This window comes from Paenibacillus sp. FSL R5-0475 (genome assembly GCF_038004585.1).
Classification (GTDB): Bacteria; Bacillota; Bacilli; order Paenibacillales; family Paenibacillaceae; genus Paenibacillus_AQ.
In genome coordinates this window covers 3957778-3980813 of record NZ_JBBORK010000001.1, presented here as the reverse complement: position 1 = coordinate 3980813, position 23036 = coordinate 3957778, and the positions used below count along the sequence as shown (strand labels likewise).

The 23036-nt window shown below is 44.1% G+C and carries 18 protein-coding genes; 17 read left to right on the top strand and 1 reads right to left on the bottom strand.

The annotated features are described in order from the left end of the window. Window positions 1-46: 46 nt before the first annotated feature. From MKX41_RS17870 to dnaJ, 9 genes are all read left to right on the top strand, one after another. Window positions 47-931 (top strand): carbohydrate ABC transporter permease, encoded by an 885-nt coding sequence (locus MKX41_RS17870; protein WP_231573337.1) that lies wholly within the window; start codon window positions 47-49, stop codon window positions 929-931. 63 nt (window positions 932-994) lie between these two features. Then, entirely contained in the window at window positions 995-1822 is an 828-nt protein-coding gene (locus MKX41_RS17865) for a carbohydrate ABC transporter permease (protein ID WP_076284811.1), read from the top strand. Window positions 1823-1841: 19 nt separating this feature from the next. Further along, window positions 1842-4091: an FAD-dependent oxidoreductase gene (locus MKX41_RS17860; RefSeq protein WP_340972294.1), complete on the top strand. Its 2250-nt coding sequence runs from the start codon at window positions 1842-1844 to the stop codon at window positions 4089-4091. A 212-nt stretch (window positions 4092-4303) separates the two neighbouring features. Further along, window positions 4304-5476 (top strand): radical SAM family heme chaperone HemW, encoded by a 1173-nt coding sequence (hemW, locus tag MKX41_RS17855; protein ID WP_076299681.1) that lies wholly within the window; start codon window positions 4304-4306, stop codon window positions 5474-5476. A 93-nt stretch (window positions 5477-5569) separates the two neighbouring features. Next, window positions 5570-6061, top strand: coding sequence for an N-acetyltransferase (locus tag MKX41_RS17850; protein ID WP_042194380.1), 492 nt, complete (start codon window positions 5570-5572; stop codon window positions 6059-6061). Window positions 6062-6165: 104 nt separating this feature from the next. Then, window positions 6166-7197 carry a heat-inducible transcriptional repressor HrcA gene (gene hrcA, locus MKX41_RS17845; protein ID WP_042191003.1) on the top strand — a complete coding sequence of 344 codons (1032 nt, stop codon included), beginning with the start codon at window positions 6166-6168 and terminating at the stop codon, window positions 7195-7197. Between the two features lie 62 nt (window positions 7198-7259). Further along, window positions 7260-7841, top strand: a complete 582-nt coding sequence (gene grpE, locus MKX41_RS17840) for a nucleotide exchange factor GrpE (RefSeq protein ID WP_076284809.1) — start codon at window positions 7260-7262, stop codon at window positions 7839-7841. 114 nt (window positions 7842-7955) lie between these two features. Further along, window positions 7956-9803, top strand: a complete 1848-nt coding sequence (gene dnaK / locus MKX41_RS17835) for a molecular chaperone DnaK (RefSeq protein ID WP_042190999.1) — start codon at window positions 7956-7958, stop codon at window positions 9801-9803. Between the two features lie 257 nt (window positions 9804-10060). Further along, the gene (gene dnaJ / locus MKX41_RS17830) at window positions 10061-11182 is read left to right on the top strand and encodes a molecular chaperone DnaJ (protein WP_340972286.1); all 1122 of its coding nucleotides are present in this window, start codon (window positions 10061-10063) and stop codon (window positions 11180-11182) included. Window positions 11183-11498: 316 nt separating this feature from the next. Here dnaJ and MKX41_RS17825 read toward each other — a convergent pair whose 3' ends face one another. Next, window positions 11499-15980, bottom strand: coding sequence for a S8 family serine peptidase (locus MKX41_RS17825; protein ID WP_340972283.1), 4482 nt, complete (start codon window positions 15978-15980; stop codon window positions 11499-11501). A 284-nt stretch (window positions 15981-16264) separates the two neighbouring features. Here MKX41_RS17825 and MKX41_RS17820 point away from each other — a divergent pair, with 284 nt between their 5' ends. From MKX41_RS17820 to prmA, 8 genes are all read left to right on the top strand, one after another. Next, entirely contained in the window at window positions 16265-16624 is a 360-nt protein-coding gene (locus MKX41_RS17820) for a hypothetical protein (RefSeq protein WP_042190997.1), read from the top strand. 39 nt (window positions 16625-16663) lie between these two features. Further along, the gene (locus MKX41_RS17815) at window positions 16664-16843 is read left to right on the top strand and encodes a YfhD family protein (RefSeq protein ID WP_042130382.1); all 180 of its coding nucleotides are present in this window, start codon (window positions 16664-16666) and stop codon (window positions 16841-16843) included. A gap of 93 nt (window positions 16844-16936) precedes the next feature. Next, window positions 16937-17311: a hypothetical protein gene (locus MKX41_RS17810; RefSeq protein ID WP_340972278.1), complete on the top strand. Its 375-nt coding sequence runs from the start codon at window positions 16937-16939 to the stop codon at window positions 17309-17311. A 522-nt stretch (window positions 17312-17833) separates the two neighbouring features. After that, entirely contained in the window at window positions 17834-18745 is a 912-nt protein-coding gene (locus MKX41_RS17805; protein WP_076284805.1) for a methyl-accepting chemotaxis protein, read from the top strand. Window positions 18746-18942: 197 nt separating this feature from the next. Next, on the top strand, window positions 18943-19503 hold the full coding sequence (locus MKX41_RS17800) for an RNA polymerase sigma factor (protein WP_076284804.1): 561 nt from the start codon (window positions 18943-18945) through the stop codon (window positions 19501-19503). Then, entirely contained in the window at window positions 19463-21139 is a 1677-nt protein-coding gene (locus MKX41_RS17795; protein WP_340972274.1) for a DUF4179 domain-containing protein, read from the top strand. Before MKX41_RS17800 ends, MKX41_RS17795 begins: the two co-directional genes overlap by 41 nt. Window positions 21140-21274: 135 nt before the next feature. Continuing rightward, entirely contained in the window at window positions 21275-21853 is a 579-nt protein-coding gene (locus MKX41_RS17790) for a DNA-3-methyladenine glycosylase I (protein ID WP_042190988.1), read from the top strand. Between the two features lie 126 nt (window positions 21854-21979). Beyond that, window positions 21980-23035 (top strand): 50S ribosomal protein L11 methyltransferase, encoded by a 1056-nt coding sequence (prmA, locus tag MKX41_RS17785; RefSeq protein WP_076299675.1) that lies wholly within the window; start codon window positions 21980-21982, stop codon window positions 23033-23035. The last annotated feature ends 1 nt before the right edge of the window (window position 23036 follow it).

Below are 23036 nucleotides of genomic sequence, written 5' to 3'. Positions count from 1 at the left end.
TCTCTTTCGTGTACCCATTTTTCAGCATACGAAAGGCGGCGATACCGTGAAGCGGAGAAGCTGGATGGACAGACAAGGCTGGATCGGCATGACCTTTATTCTTCCGAATATGATTGGTATTCTCTTATTCTTTATTATTCCTGCAATCTATTCCTTTGTCCTCATGTTTACGAATTATCAATTTTCAAATCCGAATTGGCAATTTACTGGGCTGGATAATCTCAAACGATTGTTCCATGACGATAATTTCTATGCCTCGATCAAATATACGGTGATATTCCTGATATCGGTTCCAGTATCGATGGTGCTCGCATTTATTGTAGCGCTATTTCTAAACCGCAGTGTGTATCTTAAAGGCGTATTACGTGGAATGTTCTTCCTACCGTATATCTCCAGTGGAGTAGCCGTTGCATTTGTCTGGATGCTGCTATTTCAGCCTTCACAGGGACCCATCAATGAAATGCTTCGCTGGATTGGCATAACATCGCCGCCAGGATGGTTTGCGGATACGGAAACCGCAATGTATGCCATTGATATCGTACAAATCTGGCTGATGCTTGGCTACAATATGATCATATATTTAGCTGCATTACAGGAAATTTCGACAGAACAGCTGGAGGCTGCCCGGATCGATGGTGCAAGCACATTCAAAACAACATGGAAAATTGTATGGCCTCTTGTTAGTCCCACAACTTTCTTATTAATGATTACCGGATTAATTATGACGATGAAATCGTTCTCGATTATTCAAGCCATTACGGCTGGAGGTCCTAGCGGAAGTACGACGGTCTTATCACTATTCGTTTATAAAACAGCATTCAGTTATTACGATATGGGATACGCTTCAGCCATTTCATGGTTCTTGTTCGCCGTCATTCTCGTCATTACAGTCATTCAGTGGATCGGCCAAAAGCGCTGGGTTCATTACTAAATGATCCCACAAAGTGAAGCTTTGCGGGGGGCCCCGAAACCATAATTTAAAGGAGCAGGCGGTATGAATGAAAAAGCAGGAAACATGAAGGTGAAACTGCCAGTAACGATCATCATGTTTGTTCTAGGACTATTTATGATTGTGCCTTTCCTATGGATGCTCAGTACATCCTTTCAGACACCTGCCGAGGTGTTTAATAAATGGCTGCCTTCATCTCTCAACTGGAGCAATCATATTCGGGTGTGGACAGGAAGTCATGATTTTGTTCCGTATTATTTAAATTCACTTAAGATTTCGATTATTGGAACTGTGGGGGCGGTGTTTCTATCTGCCCTTGCCGCTTACGGATTTTCACGTACTTCGTTCAAAGGTCGAGATGGACTATTTGTCATATATCTATCTATGATGATGGTTCCACCTCAGGTACTTTTTGTTCCAAAGTTTATCATGTTTAACTGGGTTGGAATTTACAATACGCATTGGGCGCTGATCCTACCCGCCATGTTCTCAATCTTCGGTGTATTTATGCTTCGGCAGTTCTTTATGAGCATCCCCAAGGAAATTACGGAATCTGCTTTTTTGGATGGGGCGGGGCATTATAAGATATTTTTCCGCTTAATTCTGCCATTAGCGAAGCCAGCAATAGCAACGTTTGCTATTCTCGATTTCTCCTGGCAATGGAATGATTATGAGAATGCGCTTGTATTCTTGCAAAGCCCTAAACTATATACCATTCCGCTTGGATTGCAGAATTTTATTCTTGAGAACAATGTGGACTACAACGGGATGATGGCTGCTTCATCGGCTGCGATTATTCCAATGATTATTATCTTCTTTGTGGGTCAGAAATACATTATTCAAGGGATTTCAAGTTCGGCTGTGAAAGGCTAACTATAGGAGGGGTACTAACATGAGAACAGAAACGGTTAAATCCGATGTAACAGTGGTCGGTGGTGGACTTGCAGGAATGAACGCGGCGATCGCTGCAGCGCGCCTAGGGTTAAAGGTAGCACTAGTGCAGAATCGTCCTGTACTTGGTGGTAACTCGAGTTCAGAGGTTCGGGTATGGGTATGTGGTGCAACAGGACATGGTGTAAATCGATATGCACGTGAGACAGGCATTATGGGTGAGTTATTCATCGAGAATCAATACCGGAACCCGGAGGGAAATCCATACTTATGGGATCTAACCTTACTCGAAGCCGTGAAGGCAGAGTCGAATATCAGCCTGTTCCTAAATACCGATGTACGCGAAGTGGAAGCGGAAGGTGAGGCAGAGGATCGGACGATTCGCAGTGTGATTGGTTGGATGATGGGATCTGAGCGGTTGATTACGTTCAAGAGTGAGGCGTTCATCGATTGCACGGGCGATGGTTTGGTTGGCTTCCTGGCAGGAGCTGATTTCCGATTAGGACGTGAAGCCCGCCATGAATTTAATGAGGAATGGGCACCTGAAGTGCCTGATAACATTACATTAGGCAGTACATTATTGTTTTATACACAGGATACAGGAAAACCGGTACGTTATGTTGCTCCATCGTTCGCGAAGGATATTACAACAACGTCGATTCCGATCCGTCGGGTCATTCGGAGTGGAGATTCAGGCTGTCACTACTGGTGGATTGAATGGGGCGGTGAGCTTGATACAGTGGATGAGAATGAACGTATACGTGATGAGCTATCCTCTGTTATTTATGGGATTTGGGATTACATTAAAAACTCAGGTCATTTTGATGCCGAAAATATGACGCTGGAGTGGGTTGGCTCAATTCCGGGTAAACGTGAATACAGACGGTTTGTTGGCGATACGATCTTAACGCAAAATGATATTCTTGCGCAGCGTGAATTTGAAGACCGGATTGGATTCGGAGGATGGTCGATTGATCTGCATCCACCGCAAGGGATGTACGCAGAAGAGAGCGGCTCGAAACATCTGCATGCGGATGGGATTTATCATATTCCATTTAGTTCGCTCTATTCGAAGAATGTGCGAAATCTACTCTTCGCGGGTCGGAATATCAGCGCATCTCATGTGGCTTTTGGAACAACACGCGTCATGGCAACCTGTGCGATCATGGGTGAAGCGGCTGGAGCAGGTGCAGCATTATCCGTCATCAAAGGTGTAACCCCTCGTGAAATTCGCAAGCAGCATATGCATGAATTGCAACAGGTGATGTTAAAGCAAGATGCTTCGATTATTGGATTGCGCAACGAAGATCCGCTAGACCTCGCGAGAAATAGTGAGATTCATGCGTCTAGCACGATGAAAGGCATATTACTGGATCGTCCAGCTGAAGCTTATGAGCTTTCTCATGACGTAGGAATTTTGTTTCCGGTTGAAGGAAATATCCTAGGGTTGAAGCTGCTTGTGTCAGCAAGTACTCAGTCAGAGTTGACCGTTGAGCTATGGACGACAGGGCGTGCGGAAAATTATGTTCCAGCAGAGTCTAGACAGGTTGATGTTGTTATAGTACAAGCTGGAGAGCAGCAATGGATTGATGTTCCGGTACAAGAGGAGCAGTGGAGTTCAATCGGCGAATGTAATATCTTCGCTATTATTCGAGCTAATGAGCATATTCAATTGCATATTTCAGAAACCCCAATCACAGGTGTTATTACATTTGAGAGAGGCGTTAAACCTGTAGTTGATTCAGCGCTGGAGGATCATCAGCCAGATCAGCCGGTGATGGAGTGGAGCATGAAACAGCTTGTTCGCAGGCATTTCTGCTTTGCGGTAGAAACATCCGCATATGCTGCATCCAAAGTCACTGACGGGTATGTTCGACCTTTTGCAGGGCCACATAGCTGGGTTTCTGAACCAATGACTGCTGGTAGAACGGAGTGGGTAGAGGCGCGTCTCCCAGATGCTGCTTTAGTCTCTGAAATTCATTTTACCTTTAACGATGATGTTAATGAGGATCTTATCAACCTACATCACCATGAAACGCCATTTCTAGTGATTCCTGAACTAGTAAAGGCTTACGATGTAGAGTTACTCATTGATGGCGTGTGGCAAGTCATGTTCCGCGTCAAAGACAATCATCGCCGGAAGAACGTACATCGTTTAGAGAAGCCTGTCCTTACGGATGCTGTTCGGATCGTTGTTCATGAAACCAACGGAGGAGAACGTGCAGAACTCGTGGAAATGCGGATATATTAAGAAGAAACGGCTTAGCCGTCCTTATAGGGATGTTATCCGTTTCTGCGAGAAATACAAAATATATAGGATAACGTAAAACTTATACTTTTTTGTATTTTAAAATAGAGATCATTTATAAATGATCGCCCTTGGAGGGAAGCCGTCAGGCTTCCCTTTTCTTGTTTTTTAGATTACACTAGTCAAACGATATTTTTATATAAAGGAGACAGCTAATGACCACGAATACTAATGGCCGTCCCCCTGAGGCCGTATACATTCATATTCCTTTTTGTACCAATAAGTGCTTTTATTGTGATTTTAATTCCTACGTTCTCAAGGATCAGCCGGTTATGGATTATCTCCAAGCCTTGGATCGAGAAATGGAGCTGACCGTCAAGAACACTCCACCGGGAGTTATCAAAACGATCTTTGTCGGCGGTGGTACCCCAACAGTACTGAAGCCGGATGAGATGGCTTATTTTCTAAAATCAGTTCGGACACATTTCCCAAACTGGGATAAAGATATCGAGTTCTCTATGGAAGCAAATCCGGGAACTACGGATATAGATAAGTTGACGGTTATGAAAGAAGGCGGCGTGAATCGGGTGAGCTTTGGTGTTCAGGCGTTTCAGAACGAACTCCTTACGGGTATTGGCCGGATTCATAATGTTGACGATGTATACCGCAGCTTGGAAAATGCTCGTGCAGTTGGTCTTAACAACCTGTCGGTTGACCTTATGTTTGGTTTGCCGAACCAAACTGTAGAGATGCTGGGCGAAAGTATTCGTAAGGCCTTGGAGCTTGATTTACCCCACTATTCTATTTACAGCTTGAAGGTGGAGGAGAACACTCTTTTTCACACCCTATTTAATAAGAACAAACTTCCTCTTCCTAATGAAGAAGATGAACTGCAAATGTACCTCTTGTTGATGTCATCTATGAAGGAAGCGGGCTATAACCAATACGAAATCAGTAACTTCGCAAAACCAGGTATGGAGAGTCGTCACAATATCACTTACTGGCGTAATGAAGATTATTATGGTCTCGGGGCAGGTGCACATGGATATGTGGGGCGCCAGCGTCATATTAATGTTAAGGGTGTAAATCCTTATGTTGAAGCTACACGTAAAGGGTTGCCTCGATTAGACGCATACCCAATCACTGAAGCAGAAGCGATGGAGGACTTTATGATGGTTGGCTTACGTATGCATGAAGGCGTCTCTAATGAGGCTTTTCAAGCGCAATTTGGGCGTTCGATAGAGGATGTATTTGCGAAATCCTTGCATAAGATGCTGCATGCGGGTCTACTTGAGCACGAAGAGGGGACTTACCGACTCAGCAAGCAAGGGATCCTTTTCGGGAACGATGTTTTCGCGGAATTTGTAGGCGCACTGACAGAAGTTTAATTTTAAAATACCCCTTGAATTGTAATTCACTCTGTTGTATATTTATTCATATTATCAACAGAGGGGTGAATTAAAGTGCTTGCCAAGACGGAAATGATCCGCCATTCGTCTCCAGCAGGAGACGCACAGGTGATTTGCAGAAATGCTGTGATAGAAGATGTTGAACCGTTGTATCTGATGATAGAAGAATACGCACAGCGCGGGATCATGTTGCCCCGTTCCAGGCAGGCGCTGACACGCCAGATCGATCAATTCGTTGTTGCAGAAATTGGCGGCAGATTCGTTGGCTGTGGGTCACTCTTCAGACTCGGGAATGATCTTGTAGAGATTCGCTCGATCGGTCTGAATGACGAAGGTAAGGGCAAAGGTGTAGGCTCAATGATTTTAGAGAAGTTGGTTGAGGAAGCCAGAAACCAGAAAATCCCTAAGGTCATGGCATTAACCTACGCCGTAGATTTCTTTCTTAGAAACGGATTCGAAGTCGTTGAGAAAGAGATTTTTCCCGAAAAGGTATGGACAGATTGCGTGAATTGTAAAAAGCAGCATGCCTGCGATGAAATAGCAGTACTTAAGATGCTGAACTGACTTGACAATGTCAATGTCAGTTTGGTATTTTTGTATTAGTGGTTAGCACTCATCTGAGTCGAGTGCTAACGAATCGGAGCCAACAGCCGATAGGAGGGGATAACATGTTAACTGATCGCCAGAGAATGATACTAAATGCAATTGTAGATGATTATATTTCATCGGCAGAACCAGTAGGATCTCGCAGCATTTCTAAACGGGGTGATGTAGGGTACAGCCCTGCAACTATTCGAAATGAAATGGCTGACCTAGAGGATTTGGGTTATCTCGAGCAGCCTCATACATCGGCGGGGAGAATACCTTCCCATAAAGGATACCGATATTATGTGGATCATTTGGTACCGTGGAATTCCGCCGAAACGGCAGAGATGGGCACGATCCGCGCTTTTTTTGCCGAGAAGCTGAATGCGATGGAGCAGGTAATCCAACATGCGGCGATGATTCTTTCCAATATGACGAATTACACTTCCATCCTTCTGGGACCGGAGGTTTTTCATACATCATTGCGTCATTTTCAGTTGTTACCACTAGATGATAAAACCGCTGTAGCGATTATTGTTACAAGTACGGGTCAAGTTGAGAACCGTACGGTGAACATTCCGCCGGAGATATCCGTTTCCGAGATGGAGAAAGTGGTTAACCTACTGAATAGTAAGCTGGTCAATGTACCACTCTATAAGCTGAAGACTCGGCTGTATTCCGAGCTTGGCGAGGAAATGCAGCGTCACATCTCACATTATGAAGAATTAATGCAAGTGCTAGACATTGCGCTGGAAAGTGATCAAGAGCAGCGTATCTATCTTAGTGGAGCGACGAATATGCTTACACAGCCTGAGTTCAAGGATGTTGACAAGGTGAAAAGCATTCTTGATCTGCTGGAAGAGACGCCTACATTGCTCAAAATGCTGGCCCCTACAACTGGCGGCACTGGTATCCAGGTCCGAATAGGGACGGAGAACAATCATGAAGCGTTCGCTAACTGCAGTCTGATCACCGCCACTTATTCTCTTGATGGGCAGGCACTGGGGAGCATTGGTATCCTTGGTCCGACACGAATGGAATATGCAAGAGTGATGGGGATCTTGGGCATTTTATCCCGAGATTTGACAGCGATGCTGGCACACTGGTATAAGTGAACAGAGTCAACATTGATTACGTGAATGATTTTAATGAATGATTTTAAGGAGGTGAAGACAACTTGAAAAAGGAACAAGTTCAAGATGCTAATGAATTCAAAGATGAATTGATAAATGAGGAACCTGAGGCTGATGTAGCTTCGGAAACCGACTCATTTACGGCAGAAGAAATTAGTGAAGGTGCTTCAGACACAGGTTCGGAGGTAAAACGTCTGCAGGATCTCGCTGATGAATATCAAGGACGTGCGCTGCGTGCGCAGGCTGATTTCGATAACTTCCGTCGTCGTACTCAGAAGGAGAAAGAAGAGTTGGCTCAATATGCCACCTCCAAGCTCGTGACTGAATTGCTTTCAGTACTGGACAATTTTGAGCGTGCTTTAGTGACTACTCCTAGCAGCCCAGAATCCGAAGCTTTCGTGAAGGGTGTTAATATGATTTTCCGTCAGCTAGATGGGGTATTGAAGTCCGAGGGACTTACGGCTATGGAAACAGTAGGACAGCCTTTTAATCCTGAATACCATCAGGCTATTATGCAGGTGGAGAGCGAGGAGTACGAAGAGGGTATCGTAACGGAAGAGGTCCAAAAGGGATACCTCCTGAAAGATAAAGTCCTTCGTCCTGCTATGGTCAAAGTCAGCATGTAATCTGTATATATAGGACGGGCAGTATCTGTCCACCATGTACCAATCGAATTTTTTAAATATTTTATTATTTTAATGAGCGAATGCTCCATATACCTTTAGAGGAGGCAAATTATTGTGAGTAAAGTTATCGGTATTGACTTAGGAACCACGAACTCTTGCGTTGCCGTAATGGAAGGCGGCGAAGCCGTTGTAATTCCAAACCCAGAGGGCGCACGTACAACCCCTTCGGTGGTAGGTTTTAAGAAAGACGGCGAGCGTATCGTCGGTGAAACAGCTAAACGCCAAGCAATTACTAACCCTGATCGTACGATCAGCTCTGTTAAACGTCACATGGGTACTAACCATAAAGAAAGCATCGATGGTAAAGACTACTCCCCACAAGAAATTTCAGCAATGATTCTTCAAAAGCTGAAATCCGATGCAGAAGCATATCTTGGCCAAACTGTTACTCAAGCAGTTATCACAGTTCCTGCTTATTTCAATGACAGCCAACGTCAAGCTACTAAAGATGCAGGTAAAATTGCAGGCTTGGAAGTTTTGCGTATTGTGAATGAGCCAACAGCTGCAGCTTTGGCATATGGTCTGGAGAAATCCGAAGATCAAACTATCCTTGTCTATGACCTTGGTGGCGGTACGTTCGACGTATCTATCCTTGAACTGGGCGATGGATTCTTTGAAGTAAAAGCTACAAGCGGCGACAACAAACTTGGTGGCGATGACTTTGACCAAGTGGTTATGGATCATCTGGTATCCGAATTTAAGAAAGAGCAAGGCATTGATCTGAGCAAAGATAAATCTGCTGTACAACGTTTGAAAGATGCAGCTGAAAAAGCGAAGAAAGAATTGTCGGGCGTACTGACAACTACTATTTCTCTTCCGTTCATCACTGTAGTTGACGGAGTACCTCAGCATTTGGAGATCAACTTGACTCGTGCGAAGTTTGATGAGCTTACTGCTGGTCTAGTAGAACGTACTTTGGGACCAACTCGTCAAGCATTGTCTGATGCTGGTATGACGCCTGCAGACCTTACCAGAATCGTTCTGGTTGGTGGTTCTACACGTATTCCTGCTGTACAAGATGCAATTAAGAAGCTTACAGGTAAAGATCCACACAAAGGTGTGAATCCGGATGAAGTTGTTGCTCTTGGTGCTGCTGTTCAAGCGGGTGTATTGACTGGTGATGTTAAGGACGTTGTATTGCTCGACGTAACTCCGCTTTCCCTCGGTATCGAAACTGCAGGTGGCGTGTTCACGAAAATGATCGAGCGTAACACTACAATTCCTACAAGTAAATCCCAAGTATTCTCGACCTTTGCTGACAACCAACCTAGCGTTGAGATTCACGTGCTACAAGGTGAGCGCCAAATGGCGAATGGCAACAAAACATTGGGACGCTTCATGCTGAACGAGATTCCACCAGCACCACGTGGCGTACCACAAATCGAAGTTTCTTTCGATATTGATGCCAACGGTATCGTGAATGTGTCTGCAACTGATAAAGGCACTAACAAGAGCCAAAAGATCACTATCACTTCTTCCAGCGGTCTGAGCGACGCAGAAGTAGAACAAATGATGAAGGATGCCGAGCTTCATGCTGAGGAAGACCGTAAGCGTAAAGAATTGGTAGAAGCGAAGAACAGCGCTGACCAACTCGTATATTCCACTGAGAAAGTGATCAAAGATCTTGGTGATAAAGCTGATGCTTCCGAAGTTGAAAAAGCAAACGAAGCTAAAGATAAAGTGAAAGCAGCACTTGAAACTGACAATCTTGAAGAAATCAATGCAGCTACAGAAGCATTGACTGAGATTGTACAACAGTTGTCCATGAAGCTGTACGAACAAGCTGCTCAAGCAGAGCAAGGTGCTGAAGGTGGCGCTGGAGCTGCTGAAGGCGCTCCTAAGAAAGACAATGTAGTTGACGCTGATTACGAGGTTGTTGACGAAGATAAGAATCAAGGGTAACCTTAAACGATAAGTGTATAGGGCGTAACTGATAAATTCTTATATAGTTAAGAAGGGAAGGTCAAAACCGGGTCATCCCGTGTTTTGACTTTCCTTTTGTAATATCAGTTTGCACACTCTTCGCGAATGCGCCTTCTGATATTGTAAGAATAAACATCTGCTGGAACTGGATGGTCAGATCCTGGGGTTTTATCGTATAATGGTTTCTTTGGCAGGTAATTAGGAATTTGAGTATGTAATGTACGGAGGTGAAAGCAGTGGCAGATAAACGCGATTATTATGAAGTGCTTGGCCTCAGTAGAGATGCTTCAGACGACGAGGTGAAGAAAGCGTACCGGAAATTGGCGCGCCAATATCACCCAGACGTGAATAAAGCAGATGACGCTGAAGCTAAGTTTAAAGAAGTAAAAGAAGCTTACGATGTTCTTAGCGACGGACAACAGCGAGCTAGATATGACCAATATGGCCATATTGATCCTAACCAAGGTATGGGCGGCTTCGGAGGCGGCGGTGGCGACTTCGGAGGATTAGGCGATATCTTTGATATGTTCTTTGGCGGCGGCGGACGTCGTGATCCTAACGCACCACAGCGTGGTGGGGATTTGCAGTATACGATGACCATTGAATTCAAGGAAGCGGTATTCGGTAAAGAAACTGATATCACTATTCCACGTACGGAAACTTGCGATACCTGCTACGGCTCCGGGGCTAAACCGGGTACTAAACCAGAGAATTGTTCCACTTGTCATGGTAGTGGGCAACAGGAATTCGTACAGAATACACCACTTGGACAGATGCGTAATCGTCGTCCATGTTCGCATTGCAGTGGTACAGGTAAGATTATTAAGGAAAAATGTACGACTTGTAGCGGACAGGGTAAAGTTAAGAAGCAGCGTAAGATTCATGTACGCATCCCTGCCGGTGTCGATGACGGTGCGCAGCTGCGCATGACTGGCGAAGGCGAGGGCGGCTTACGCGGTGGTCCTGCTGGAGACTTGTATATTGTCATCCGTGTCAAATCGCATGATTTCTTCGTACGTGAGAACGATGATATTATGTGCGAGGTTCCACTTACATTTGCACAGGCTGCACTTGGCGATGAGATTGAGATTCCTACCTTAACGGAAAAAGTGAAGCTGAAGATTCCTGCGGGAACGCAGACCGGTACTTTCTTCCGCCTTAAAGGTAAAGGTGTTCCACGTCTACGTGGATCTGGCCAAGGTGACCAGCATGTTAGAGTCATTGTTGTGACACCTAGCAAGCTGAATGATGAGCAAAAAGATTTGTTGCGACAGTTCGCCTCTCTAAATGGAGAAAACACACATGAGCATGAGCAATCTTTCTTTGATCGTGTGAAGCGTGCGTTCCGCGGGGACTGATATTTCTAACTTCATTAATTGAGTAAATAAATAATACAGCAGAGCAGCGATCCTCCCGTTATTTGGGATCGCTGCTCTGCTTTTTTGATTTAAGGCAGTTTGCTCATGTCGACTGTTAGTAGGGACAAGCTAGCCAATCTCATGCGGTGCTTTTCATGCCAATAGCGACTATGGGGTCCGTTAGCATGCCAAATATCGCATAATCCAGCGTTTAAGGTCATCTGAGTCCGATGACTGCCTCGGAAACGCAAATGTGACTTATAGACGAAAAAGCCCCAGCAGTCATTGGCTGCTGGGGCTTTCTTTTAAAGTGAAGCTAGATGTTGTTCGAAGAACGTAGGTCCTCAAGCACACGGCTCAGAATTGTTGCTGCTTGTGCACGAGTCAATGTACCTTGTGGATTGAAGCTGTCCGCAGTAACACCTTTGAGATAACCTTTGGTTACAGCATAGGCTACAGCGTTGCGTGCCTCCGCAGCGATGTTATCGGCATCCTTAAAGCTTAAAGGTGTCTTGGCTACTGTAAGATCAGCACCAAGAGCCTTAGCGATGATAAGAGCTGCTTCCTCGCGAGTCAGCACATCACGAGATCCACTTTCTTTGATGCGAGTACTCCAAGTGTCACCTTTTCCAAGTAGACGGTCGAAGAGCGTTAGAAGCTCTGCCTGATTTAAAGTGTCAGCAGGCTTAAAGCTGCCATCGGCTCCTTTGCCGGCAATGATACCATGTGAAGCAAGGACTTCGATATCGGTTTGAGCCCAGTGTGTGCCAATATCTTTAAAGCTTATTTTTCGGGATGCTGCACTGTAAGAACCGTCACCAGTAACGTTAAACTGTAGAATCCCTTCTTTAGAGATAGAACCAGGTTGTAGATAGGACCATTTATGATCCTTTGATTCTACATAAGCGGCAGTCTTTCGTGCATCATGAAGACTGCTGGCTTTTAGATTAAGCTGAAGGATGATCGGCTTTCCGGTTGTCCAACCATTTTTGATTGTGAGAATGGAAGAACCGATATTTATTGCTGCTGAGCTACCTGCTAAAACTGCTGTGTTGCCTGCATCTGTCAGGCTAATCGTAAGGGTCAAGCCGTTGCTGTTGATGAAATCCGGAAGAGTCGCCGCTGGAATAAGTACATTGAACCCACTACCGTTTAGGCGGAGTGCATACTCTGATTTCTTTAACTGCTCGGCTTGGGCCGGTGTAAGAGAAATAACAACTTGGCTATATTTATTGAAGCTTACATCGCTAAGATCAAGAACAGAAGTTTTATCTTTTGCATTCTGGATCGAATTGGCTAATGCAGTGTCTAAGATGTTGAACACCGCTGAAGGCTTGCCACCTGCTGGATCTGCAGTCTCTACTAGCTTCCCAGATTTCAATGCGATTCCAGAAGCAGGAGCACTGGTTGCTGTAGGTACATACGAATCAGGTGATGGAGTTGGTGTTGGCTTCGGTGTTTCAGGTGTATTAACAGTTACGCTTACCGTTCTCACACCAGATGGGATTGTTGATGTTGTAGCATCATTCCAGATCTGCACATCATACAGCTCGAGGGAATATGCTCCTTCTACTGTAGGTTTGAAGGTTATTTTGCCTAGTGAGCCAGAGCCGTGATAAGCGCCACCTGACAGATTGACGCTATACTGTGTCAGTTTGCGGCCGTCTTCTAGATCATAGGTTTGTGAGAATTCTGTAAGTGGAACACCAGAGAAATTCTCCTCTTGATACGTAGCCAGTTGTACGCTTGGCTGGATCGCCGGTGTTTCGAGAGAATCATCGTAAATGACAGCGAATGAAGCCCCATAGACGCCATAAACCTCATCTGTCACGGAATACCCAAGATCAACGGTTACCGGTTGTCCCACATCAATGGTGGCTGCAGATAGAGACGGAGTTACATTGAAAATACCATCTCCTGTGCTATAAAGCAGTCGCTGAGCATAATCATCGTCGTCCGCGCCGTTACCTACTTTATCAACCACATAGATTTTGTACTCATTAAGCCCCTCGTTAACAGGAACGTCAATGGAAAAAGCACCGTTATTTGCAATCACACCGCCAAATTTATAAGTATTCCCATCATAATGTTTACCTTCGGCGTACACGGTAAACCAGTTTCCAATAGGTTGTGTATTAGAAATATAATAGGCCATTAGGTCATCATCAATAAAACCGCTGATTTGAGCCGCACCAGGATCAGTTGGCGCTTCACGTTCATACTCCTCAAGTGTGATGCCGGAAACTAATGGCTTCTCGGTATCAATTGTGAACTCGGTCTTTTGATTCTCGAGCAGTTGCCCATTAGGAAGCACAGGAGTGATGTAGTAATGACCATCTGCTAAAGTGGACTTGGTGGAGGTCTCCAGGTCTGTTAACGTTCCATCCCAATTTGTAATCTCGTACACGCCACGATAGACCTTTTCATCGATAGAATAAACTTCACCTAAAACTGTCGCAGGAGCATCTATTGGAGAGGCTACGAAACTTATGCCATCCAGTTCTTCATTGACAGAGAAGGTAAAGGTGGTGTCGTCTGAGCGTCCATCCCCATTAGGAGAAATCTGTGGACTTTCAAAAGAAAGCTGATTAACAGGCTCTAAATTGAATTTATCGCCAACAAGTGCATTAAAGGGAAGACGAAGAGTTTCTGTATCAGAGGTTAGGAACAGGATGCCTTCATATGCTCCCTCTTTTGCAGTGTCAGAAACCTTCAGTGTAAATTGTGCATAATGATCTACACCTGAGGTAATACTTTTTGGTGCAATATTAATACTAATGTCACCAGGCGCTTCTGTAAGCCATTCGGTGGACAGCGTGTAGGTTGATCCAATCCCTTTAAAGTCCTCTACATAAACTGATTTTGTTACGCTAGCCCCTTTTGGGAGCAGGCCAAAGGACAAGGAACCTGTGTAATAAGGGATTTCTACAGTACCTGGAAGACCACTAATTAAGCTCTCCCCGACTTTAGCAATAGATTCAGCTTTAGCTGATTTCTCCAAATTAATTAATCCGGCACCTTGTTGATATAGTGAGTAAGGATTCCCATCACGGTTAAAGATAGGATCAGCATTGTTCATTAGCAGTGCTTTAATTTCATTTGGCTTAAGATCAGAGTTTTCACTCAGTAGCAAAGCTACAGCTCCTACAACATGTGGGGTTGCCATGCTGGTGCCGCTTTTTAAGCCATAAGCGTGTTCGTAATCCCCACTCCAGCTAGGAATTGTGGAGTTGATATTTACTCCAGGAGCTACAACATCAGGTTTGATTAGATAATCCGGCATCCCCGGGCCCATAGAGCTGAAGTTTGCTAACTGATTTACTTCAAGCCCTATATAGTAACTGATAATATCTTTAGCAGCATCCAATTGAGCTTTTATCTTTTTCCCATCTGCTTGAGTAATTCCGTAGGTAGGAATGTAAATCCCGGGCGCACCAAGGGTGGGACTGATTTCACCAGCAGCATTATTAGCAATTAGGACAAGCTTGGCTCCAGCTGCTTTGGCATTTAGAGATTTATCTCCGAAACTCAGCACACCTCGATCGACAAGGACTACCTTATCTTTGACGTCCAAATTTGTGTAATCGGAAGTACCTCCAAGACCAGCGTAAACGATCTTACTGCCAGCTATATTATCAACTAAGTCTGGGGAGTAAGTTGCTAAGGTCCCTGGAATTTTTTTAACATCTCCAATATCAAAGAATGGGGTATTCACTGGGGTAGTAGAAGCACCTACACTAAGTGCGAGTTGAGATCCAGCAGGTTCGCCCAATGTTCCTACATCCGGTCCAGCGTTACCGGCGGCAACAACAACATTCACGCCCGACTTTATGGCGTTGTCTATCGCGATTGAACTTGCGGAATAGCTTTGGTTGACATCAGAGCCCAGGGAGAGGTTAATTATATCGGCTCCATCAGCGACCGCTTTCTCAATACCCGCGATTACAACCGCTGTTGGACCGGAACCGTAAGGGCCAAGTACGCGATACGCGTACAAATCCACCTCAGGTGCAACATCCAATATTGTACCGGCTACATGAGTGCCATGCGAGGTTTCATATGGGCTACCATTTTTTGGAGGGAAGTTGGCATCAGGAGGTGTTTCTGACGGATCATTATCCTGATCATAGGCATCGTAACCGCCCTTATAATTATTCTTTAATAAAGGGTGCTCTTTATCGATGCCGGTATCTACAACCGCTACCTGTACCCCTTCTCCTGTGTAACCTAATGCATGTAGTGTATCCGCACCTATAAGATTGCCACTGTCCGAATAAGAACGTGTAACAGGCAAAGTCGCTACCTCAACACTGTCTGCTAACGCATGTACTTCATCATTTGGATAAACAGCTGCAACGCCCGGAAGCTCTAACAGCTTGTTTACTTGATTGGCTGGCAGAGTAATGGAATATCCGTTAAAAATTTCACTGTATTCAAAACCGATGTCGGCATCGATTTTCTGCGCTGAGGAAATAAAGCTTTTATGCTCCGAGATAATTTTACTGCGTTGTAAGGAGACTGAGGATCGTAAAGAAGAAGTTTTAGCCTCATTTTCATACACACTGACTGGTTTATTAGTTAATTCCACGATCACGGATACTGGTGCTGAACCTTTGAGCACACCCGCGTAGTTATGAGGGGTCACACTTTGAGACTGTACATTATTAGCTAGGTTAGTTGATGTTTCAAGGGATGAGTTCGCAAATGCAGCGGATGGAAAAAGGACAGAAACAGCCAGTCCGAAGCTCGCCGCCCCAATACCAAATTTTTGAATAGAGTGTTTAAAGGTACGTTTCAAATAAGTTCATCCTCCCAAATGAATTTTTATATTGCAGTGTGTATCTGTAGTTCTCCTCCTCAGCGTAAAATGTAAAAAATTATGAAAATTAAATTTATTCTACAGCTATAACTTCAAATCGAATATACATCTTTAGCACTATATTGCAGGGAAGCGTCGAGGAAAATGTCGAATTCCCAGTAAATAAGTGGAGTATGAGAAAAAAAGGGCATAAAAGAAGTGAAATGAAGACAATATAAAGGAATGCAACAGATATCTGAATTTCAAGCGAGAGCGGGGATAAGATGTCGGAAAGATCTATTTTGGCTTATTTTAAAAGTCCTGAAGAAGCGGAGGGTGTTGCTCGTAAGCTCCGTGCACTTCGGGCCATTGAAATTTCCGTTGATCGCTTCAGTAGATATGGAGGCACGAGCTTTAGCTCAGGGGTAAACCCAGTGACAGGCAATGTTGCCAGAATGGACTCCATGACTGCTGAGCGTGCACACACAGGCATACTAGCTGCTGCTGATACCAGCGCCAGTGGGATGAGTCATGGCGGAGATGGAGGACCGACGGGTAGAGATATTTTACTTACGGTGATCTTGAATTCGGAGTCCCATGATCAAGCATTACGCTTAATTGAAGAAGCAGGCGGGATGATTTGAATAATAATTTTCTTAATAAGAAGGGAGATGATCGATACTATGGATAGAGAGAACTCGCAAATATTCTCAAAGACCGAGAAGATGAAAATGCTGTACGAGGCGAAGGCAGAGGACGTAGAGTTTTCAGCAGCGGAGGCAGATCTGGAGGATATCGAAGCCCAGGCCCGGGCTCTAGAAGCAGACAAACGTCAGCTGCATGAAATTATGAAAAAAGAATAGATGCTAAAAGCTAAGGCAGATACCTCACAATGTGGGGTATTTTTGCGTTCTGATGTGTATAATTAGGAGAATAGCCCAAGCAGGGGGGAGAATATGGACAACGTTATTTTATGGATAGGTTTAGCACTACTTATCGCATTCTTAACTTTTATGAATCAGAAGCAACTGTACTCTTCAAAAGTAAAACAGGCCTACCGTGAGCTGCGGGAGCTGACTGAAAAAGTTCGGCTGGAACGATCTGAGGCAAGCGATTTATACCGTTGGGAAGTAGAATTAGCCGAGATGGAGAAACACCCGAACGAACTTAATAAACTGGATGCTGAGATTGGGGTTCGCCAGGCGTTTGTGATGTATTTGGAAAGACATAGTCCTCTGGATGCAAGACTTCCAAGTTTAAAGGAGGCTGCGTCCTATCAGAAGGATTCGGTATGGGGAATTAAGATCGGAGATTACGGATCCAAGAAATAAGGAAATGTACATATAAGAGGCTATGTTTGCTGGACCGTTTGGTATGTGCATTTTGCAAGAGACAAATTAGTATTAATAGGAACTTGCTTCGAACCCTGGCTGGAATTACGGCTGGGGTTTTTGTGGTTAAAAATAATTACGGAAAAACTCCCTGTATTTTTCTCCAGACGCCTAAAAATGTGAGCCTTTAGGGAGAATCTCCCACAAATAACTCTTAAAACTAGAAAAAGACTTGATTTTATAAGATTATAGGGAGCATTTCCCTAAAAAAGAGATAAATCTTCGATATTCGTGTATTTATAGGGAGGTTTTCCCTAATTATCATCACTTAAAAGTATTTCAGGGATCAATCTATTAGAAATGAGCAATACTCGCTCGCCATCGGCCTTTTTTAACAACGAATTTTAATAAATTTAATAAGAATCATGTATTTCTCTCTGCGCAATAAGAGCGTATAATTGTTCAGATATACTTCATGATGACGCGACGAGTAACTTATAGATATCCAGGAGGAATTATTATATGGGAATGGTACACTCTCAGGGAGTTACCGATGAGCTTGTTGTCCGATCTTTAGAAAAAAATTTAGCGATTATAAGGTTTGATCTTGAGCGACGAGTGGCTTATGTGAATGACGTTTTTGCTAGTTCGATGGGGTATAACAAAGAAGAGATGTATGGTATGCATCATAAAGAGTTTTGCTTTCCTCACTTTGTAAATAGCCCGGGCTATGAGCTGTTCTGGCAGGATCTTTTTTCAGGAAAAAGTGTTCAGGATAAGATCGAACGAATGGATGCAAAAGGAAATGCGGTATGGCTGGAAGCTACATATATGCCTGTCTTTGATGAAAATAATGAACAGGTCATTGGCGTATCTAAGATAGCGACTAATATCACGGATCGACAAAATAACATGAGTGTTGTGGTACAGCGGATGCAAGAGATGTCGGACAGCTTAAATCATAGAGCAGAGAAAGGCATTGAACGTAGTCAAGAACTATTGCTGAGTATCGATAAAATAGCCGAAGTATCCATTGAAAATACACAGACTCTAGCTAATCTGGAGACACAAGCGGTATCAATTCAGGGAATTGTACAAACTATTCGTAATATTGCTTCGCAAACGCAACTGTTAGCGCTTAACGCAGCAATTGAAGCGGCACATGCCGGGGAGTTTGGACGTGGTTTTGACGTGGTTGCAAAAGAAGTTAGGAAGCTATCTTCCATGGTGCAGGATTCGATCATTCAAGTGAAAGATAGTGTGGATGCCATTACGCTGGAAATCAATAAGATCTCCAAAGGAACAAACCAGGTGCAAGAAAATATAGAAGCTAGTCAACAGCAGATTCAAATAGCCTTAGATGATTTCAATAATATTTCTTCCTCAGCCCAGGATTTAGATACACAAGCACGAGAGGTTATGAATATCATTTAATTTCTGTATGCTGTTAGCGTGAATATAAAGGAAAGCCAGTTCTCAGATTTATGGGGAGTGGCTTTTTGTGTTGCGAGTATAATTGCTATCTTTCATCTGTTATTACTAGCATCTATAGTTTATGCTCAGAAAAACGAACCTTTTCCAGAGATTGGTTGTCATATAGATATCACGGATAAGAAAGGAGGGAGAAAGATTTGCAGACTAATCGGGAATTATTCGAAGCCTACAACAAGGATGTATATCGGACCTGCTACTATATGGTGCATGACGCGGCGGATGCGGAGGACTTGACGCAGGATGTGTTCATTACCGTATTTCACACGAATCGTGAGAACGTAGAGCATTTGAAGGCTTGGATTATGAAAATAACAGTCAACCATTGCCTGAATCATTTGAAACGGAAGCGTACTTTACAACAAAAAATATCAGATAATCTTTATTTATTTAAGAAGTCTCCTGAAATCCCTGTAGAACGATTGATTGAGCAGCGGGAGACGACAATGGAATGGGCGAAATATTTGAGCCAGCTCCCAGTCAAACTTCGGATGGTGATTACGCTTAGGTACATGCATGATTTCAGCTTGGCTGAAGTATCGGACCTGCTATCCATCCCGCTCGGGACGACCAAATCAAGGCTGCATAAAGGGCTAAAGGTATTGCGGAGAATTTTGCTGGAGGCTGGGGTTCAAATTGAACGGAAAGAGGGCGAATCTTATGAAAAAGTTGGAGAATATGCTGGAGCATCAGTTAAATGAGGGTCAAAGTGTAACATATCCTGATTTTGAGCGCATGTGGGAGAGAATTGAACATAAAAATACAACATCTTTTCACACTCGGATGAGCAGTGGTAGCCAGAAACAGGGGAGAAACTGGAGCAAAATAGCACTTGTTTCATCGTTTTCATTACTTCTAGCGGCGGCGCCAGTATATGCGGCAGTTCATTATAATTGGGATACAATGCTCCGTGAAAAAGGTGGTATTCAGGCGGCACTGGCACAAAACCTCGGTCAAAAGCTGGATCAATCGGTGACAAAGGACGGAGTGACGCTAAAGCTACATACCGCCATCGTGGATGAGAATCGAACGGTCATCTTATTCACATTGGATGTTGGACAACGACAGGACAGTGAAACTTGGCGTGTGACTGAGATGACCCTGAAAGGTACTGAGGGGAGAAATAGTTCTGGAGAGTACAATTATCTGAACTGGGACGAAAAGAACCGAATTTATAACGGTTATTTCGAAAGTGAATGGACACCAGAGAAGGACACCGTGAATGTTCAGCTAGTTACAAATGATATTCAAGCTTTTAGTGAACAGTCGTTAGATTTGCCGCTGGATATTCACTCGACGGAGACACAGAGCTTCCCTATTGGACAGGAGGGGATGCGCAGCATAGAGGTGAAGCCGTTTACCCAAGGTCAAGAGAAAATGTTATTCTCTTCAGCGATCATTTTTGATCAGCCAGAAGCAAAAGAATGGGCCTATCCAAATATTGTCGGGTACAAAAATGGAACGCTCATAAATTCGCTGCCTGGAGGTACTTTCGGTACACCAGGAGAAAAAGGGGAGTATACAGCGCAGCAATACTTTAAGGCGGAGGATGTTTCCGGTGGTCAAACGACTTATCAGCTGCAATATATGAAGAAAGAAAAAGATGTTAATGGACCACTTTCATTCGATCTTCAATTAAGTAAAAAGCAGATGGAGAGCGGGACGATAAAAACCAGTCTAAATCTGCCGCTCGAGGCAGGTGAGACTGATTACACGCTGGAGAATATGGTTGTGTCGCCTACTCAAATTCGAGTCACAGTTAGAAGTAAGGATATAGACAATGGCTTCCCTTATAAAAAGTATGCTCTTGAAGTAGCAGGCAAGACGCTTGAGGGGAATTTATGGAGATCTCCAGAGGGTGAGCCGGAGCTGACAGTGCTTCGTTTCGAACGGCCAGTCGACCTTGAAATCACGAAAGAGACTCCGATTACCTTTGTAGCTAAATATAAGGTGACTCAGCATGGCAGCTATAAAATTACCAATAATAATGATGACAAAATACCGCTTCTTTTAACGAACATCTCTCAAAAGAAACAGACGATTATCCAGCAACTCAACGGGTATCCGGTGAAGTGGACATACTATATGCAGGGATCCGATCTTTATGTAGACACTGGAAGTGAAGATGCTCGCTTCGGTGGAATTAACCAGACACATATTGGGTTGGGTAAGGAGCGCATCCTAGGTAAACCGCTAACCGTCAATTTCGCGGGGGATGGAAACAACAAGGCCATTGATGTGTATAAGGATTTTAAAGGTACAGAAGCTACTATCTATATGTTCTACTATACAACTGATGATCCGGATAAAGAAACGAGAGTGCAGATCCAGTTATAAGAGTTAGAAGAAGCATAATTAAAGGAAATAGAATAACTTTTTTAGGGGATGAACCTTGTGTTCTTCCCTTTTTTTCGTATACAGTGAGTAGACGTTGTAAAGGTTTAGCTATGAATAATTAAAGGGGGGGAAATGATGGAAGTCACTCGCTGTGCTTGGGTCAATGATGATCCTCTATATATTGCCTATCATGATGAAGAGTGGGGAAAGCCTCTGTATGGTGACCAAAAGCTGTTTGAATTGCTTATGCTGGAAGGGATGCAGGCAGGGCTGAGCTGGTACACGGTACTAAAAAAACGGGCGCGTTTCAGAGAGGTATTTGACGGATTTGATCCGAATAAGATTGTCCATTATGATGAAGCCAAAATGGCAGAGCTAATGAGTGATCCAGGGATTATTAGAAATCGATTGAAAATTGATGCTATCATTCGTAATGCGGGTGTGTATTTGCAAATTTGCGAGGAATATGGCAGCTTTGCAGAGTATCTCTGGAGCTTTGTCGGAGGTGTGCCAACTATTAATCATTGGAAGACTCGTGCAGATGTACCTGCTTCGACGGCTCAGTCTGATGAGATGAGTAAGGCATTAAAGAAGAAAGGCATGAAGTTTGTGGGTACTACAATATGTTATGCTTTTATGCAGGCATCGGGGATGGTGGATGATCATTCGCTCAACTGCTTTTGTAGGCGTAAAGAGGACGTCGCAGGTCGTTGAGCTGTAGTTTGGCGTTACACCAATAAGAAATGTTATACTATGAAGCGAATGCTTTCGAAGCGAGTTTTGCACGAAGTAAACCAATGAAGCAAATGCTCACAAAACTTTTAGGAGGATTACATAAAGATGTTATGGCATGAAGTGACGATACATACAACAGAAGAAGCACAGGAAATGATTTCGAATTTTTTATATGAAGCTGGTGCGGGTGGGGTTTCTATCGAGGAATCCGGCACACTGAATAAAGAACGGGATACACGTTACGGTGAATTGTACGACCAACCTTTGAATGATATTCCTGAAGGGGAAGCGGTCATAAAAGGGTATTATGCCGATTCCACAGATATGGATGCTGTTATAGAAGAATTGACTCCACGGGTAGCCGAATTGCATGAGTACGGGATTGATCCAGGCAAAGCGTTGATTTCTTGGAAGACTGTGGATGAAGACGAATGGGCGCATGCTTGGAAGCAATATTTCAAACCGCTACGCGTATCCAAACGTCTTACCATTAAACCAACCTGGGAGGAATATACGCCTGAGAGTCCAGATGAAGCCATCATTGAGATCGACCCTGGGATGGCATTTGGTACTGGGACTCACCCTACAACAGCTCTGTGCCTCCGTGCACTTGAAAAGAATATTAGCGGCGGTGAAGAAGTTATCGATGTCGGCACCGGTTCAGGAATTCTGGCTGTAGGTGCGATGCTGCTAGGTGCAAAATCCGTATTGGCCTTAGATTTAGATCCGGTGGCTGTGGAAAGTGCACGGGAAAATGTAGCCCTTAACAAGCTTGAATCATCCATAACGGTAAAAGAGAGCGATCTTCTATCGCTGCTGGGCGGGGAAGGCGTAGCTGATACAGCGGCTGGAGAGATGTGGCCATCCGCTAGACCTGGTCACTCACTAGAAGGAGCCGTTCCTGCTAAGCAAGAGCAAGAAGGCAGCCTTGGCGTGACATTGCCTGTACAAATTGTAGTTGCGAATATTTTGGCGGAAATCATCGTATTGTTTACGGATGATGTGTACCGCGCGCTTCAGCCTGGAGGCCTCTACATTACCTCAGGTATATATAAAGATAAAGAAGGACTTGTAGCGAACGCGCTGAAAGCTTCTGGTTTTGAGATTATTGAAATATCCCGTGAGGAAGATTGGGTGGCGTTTACAGCCGGAAAGAGGTAAA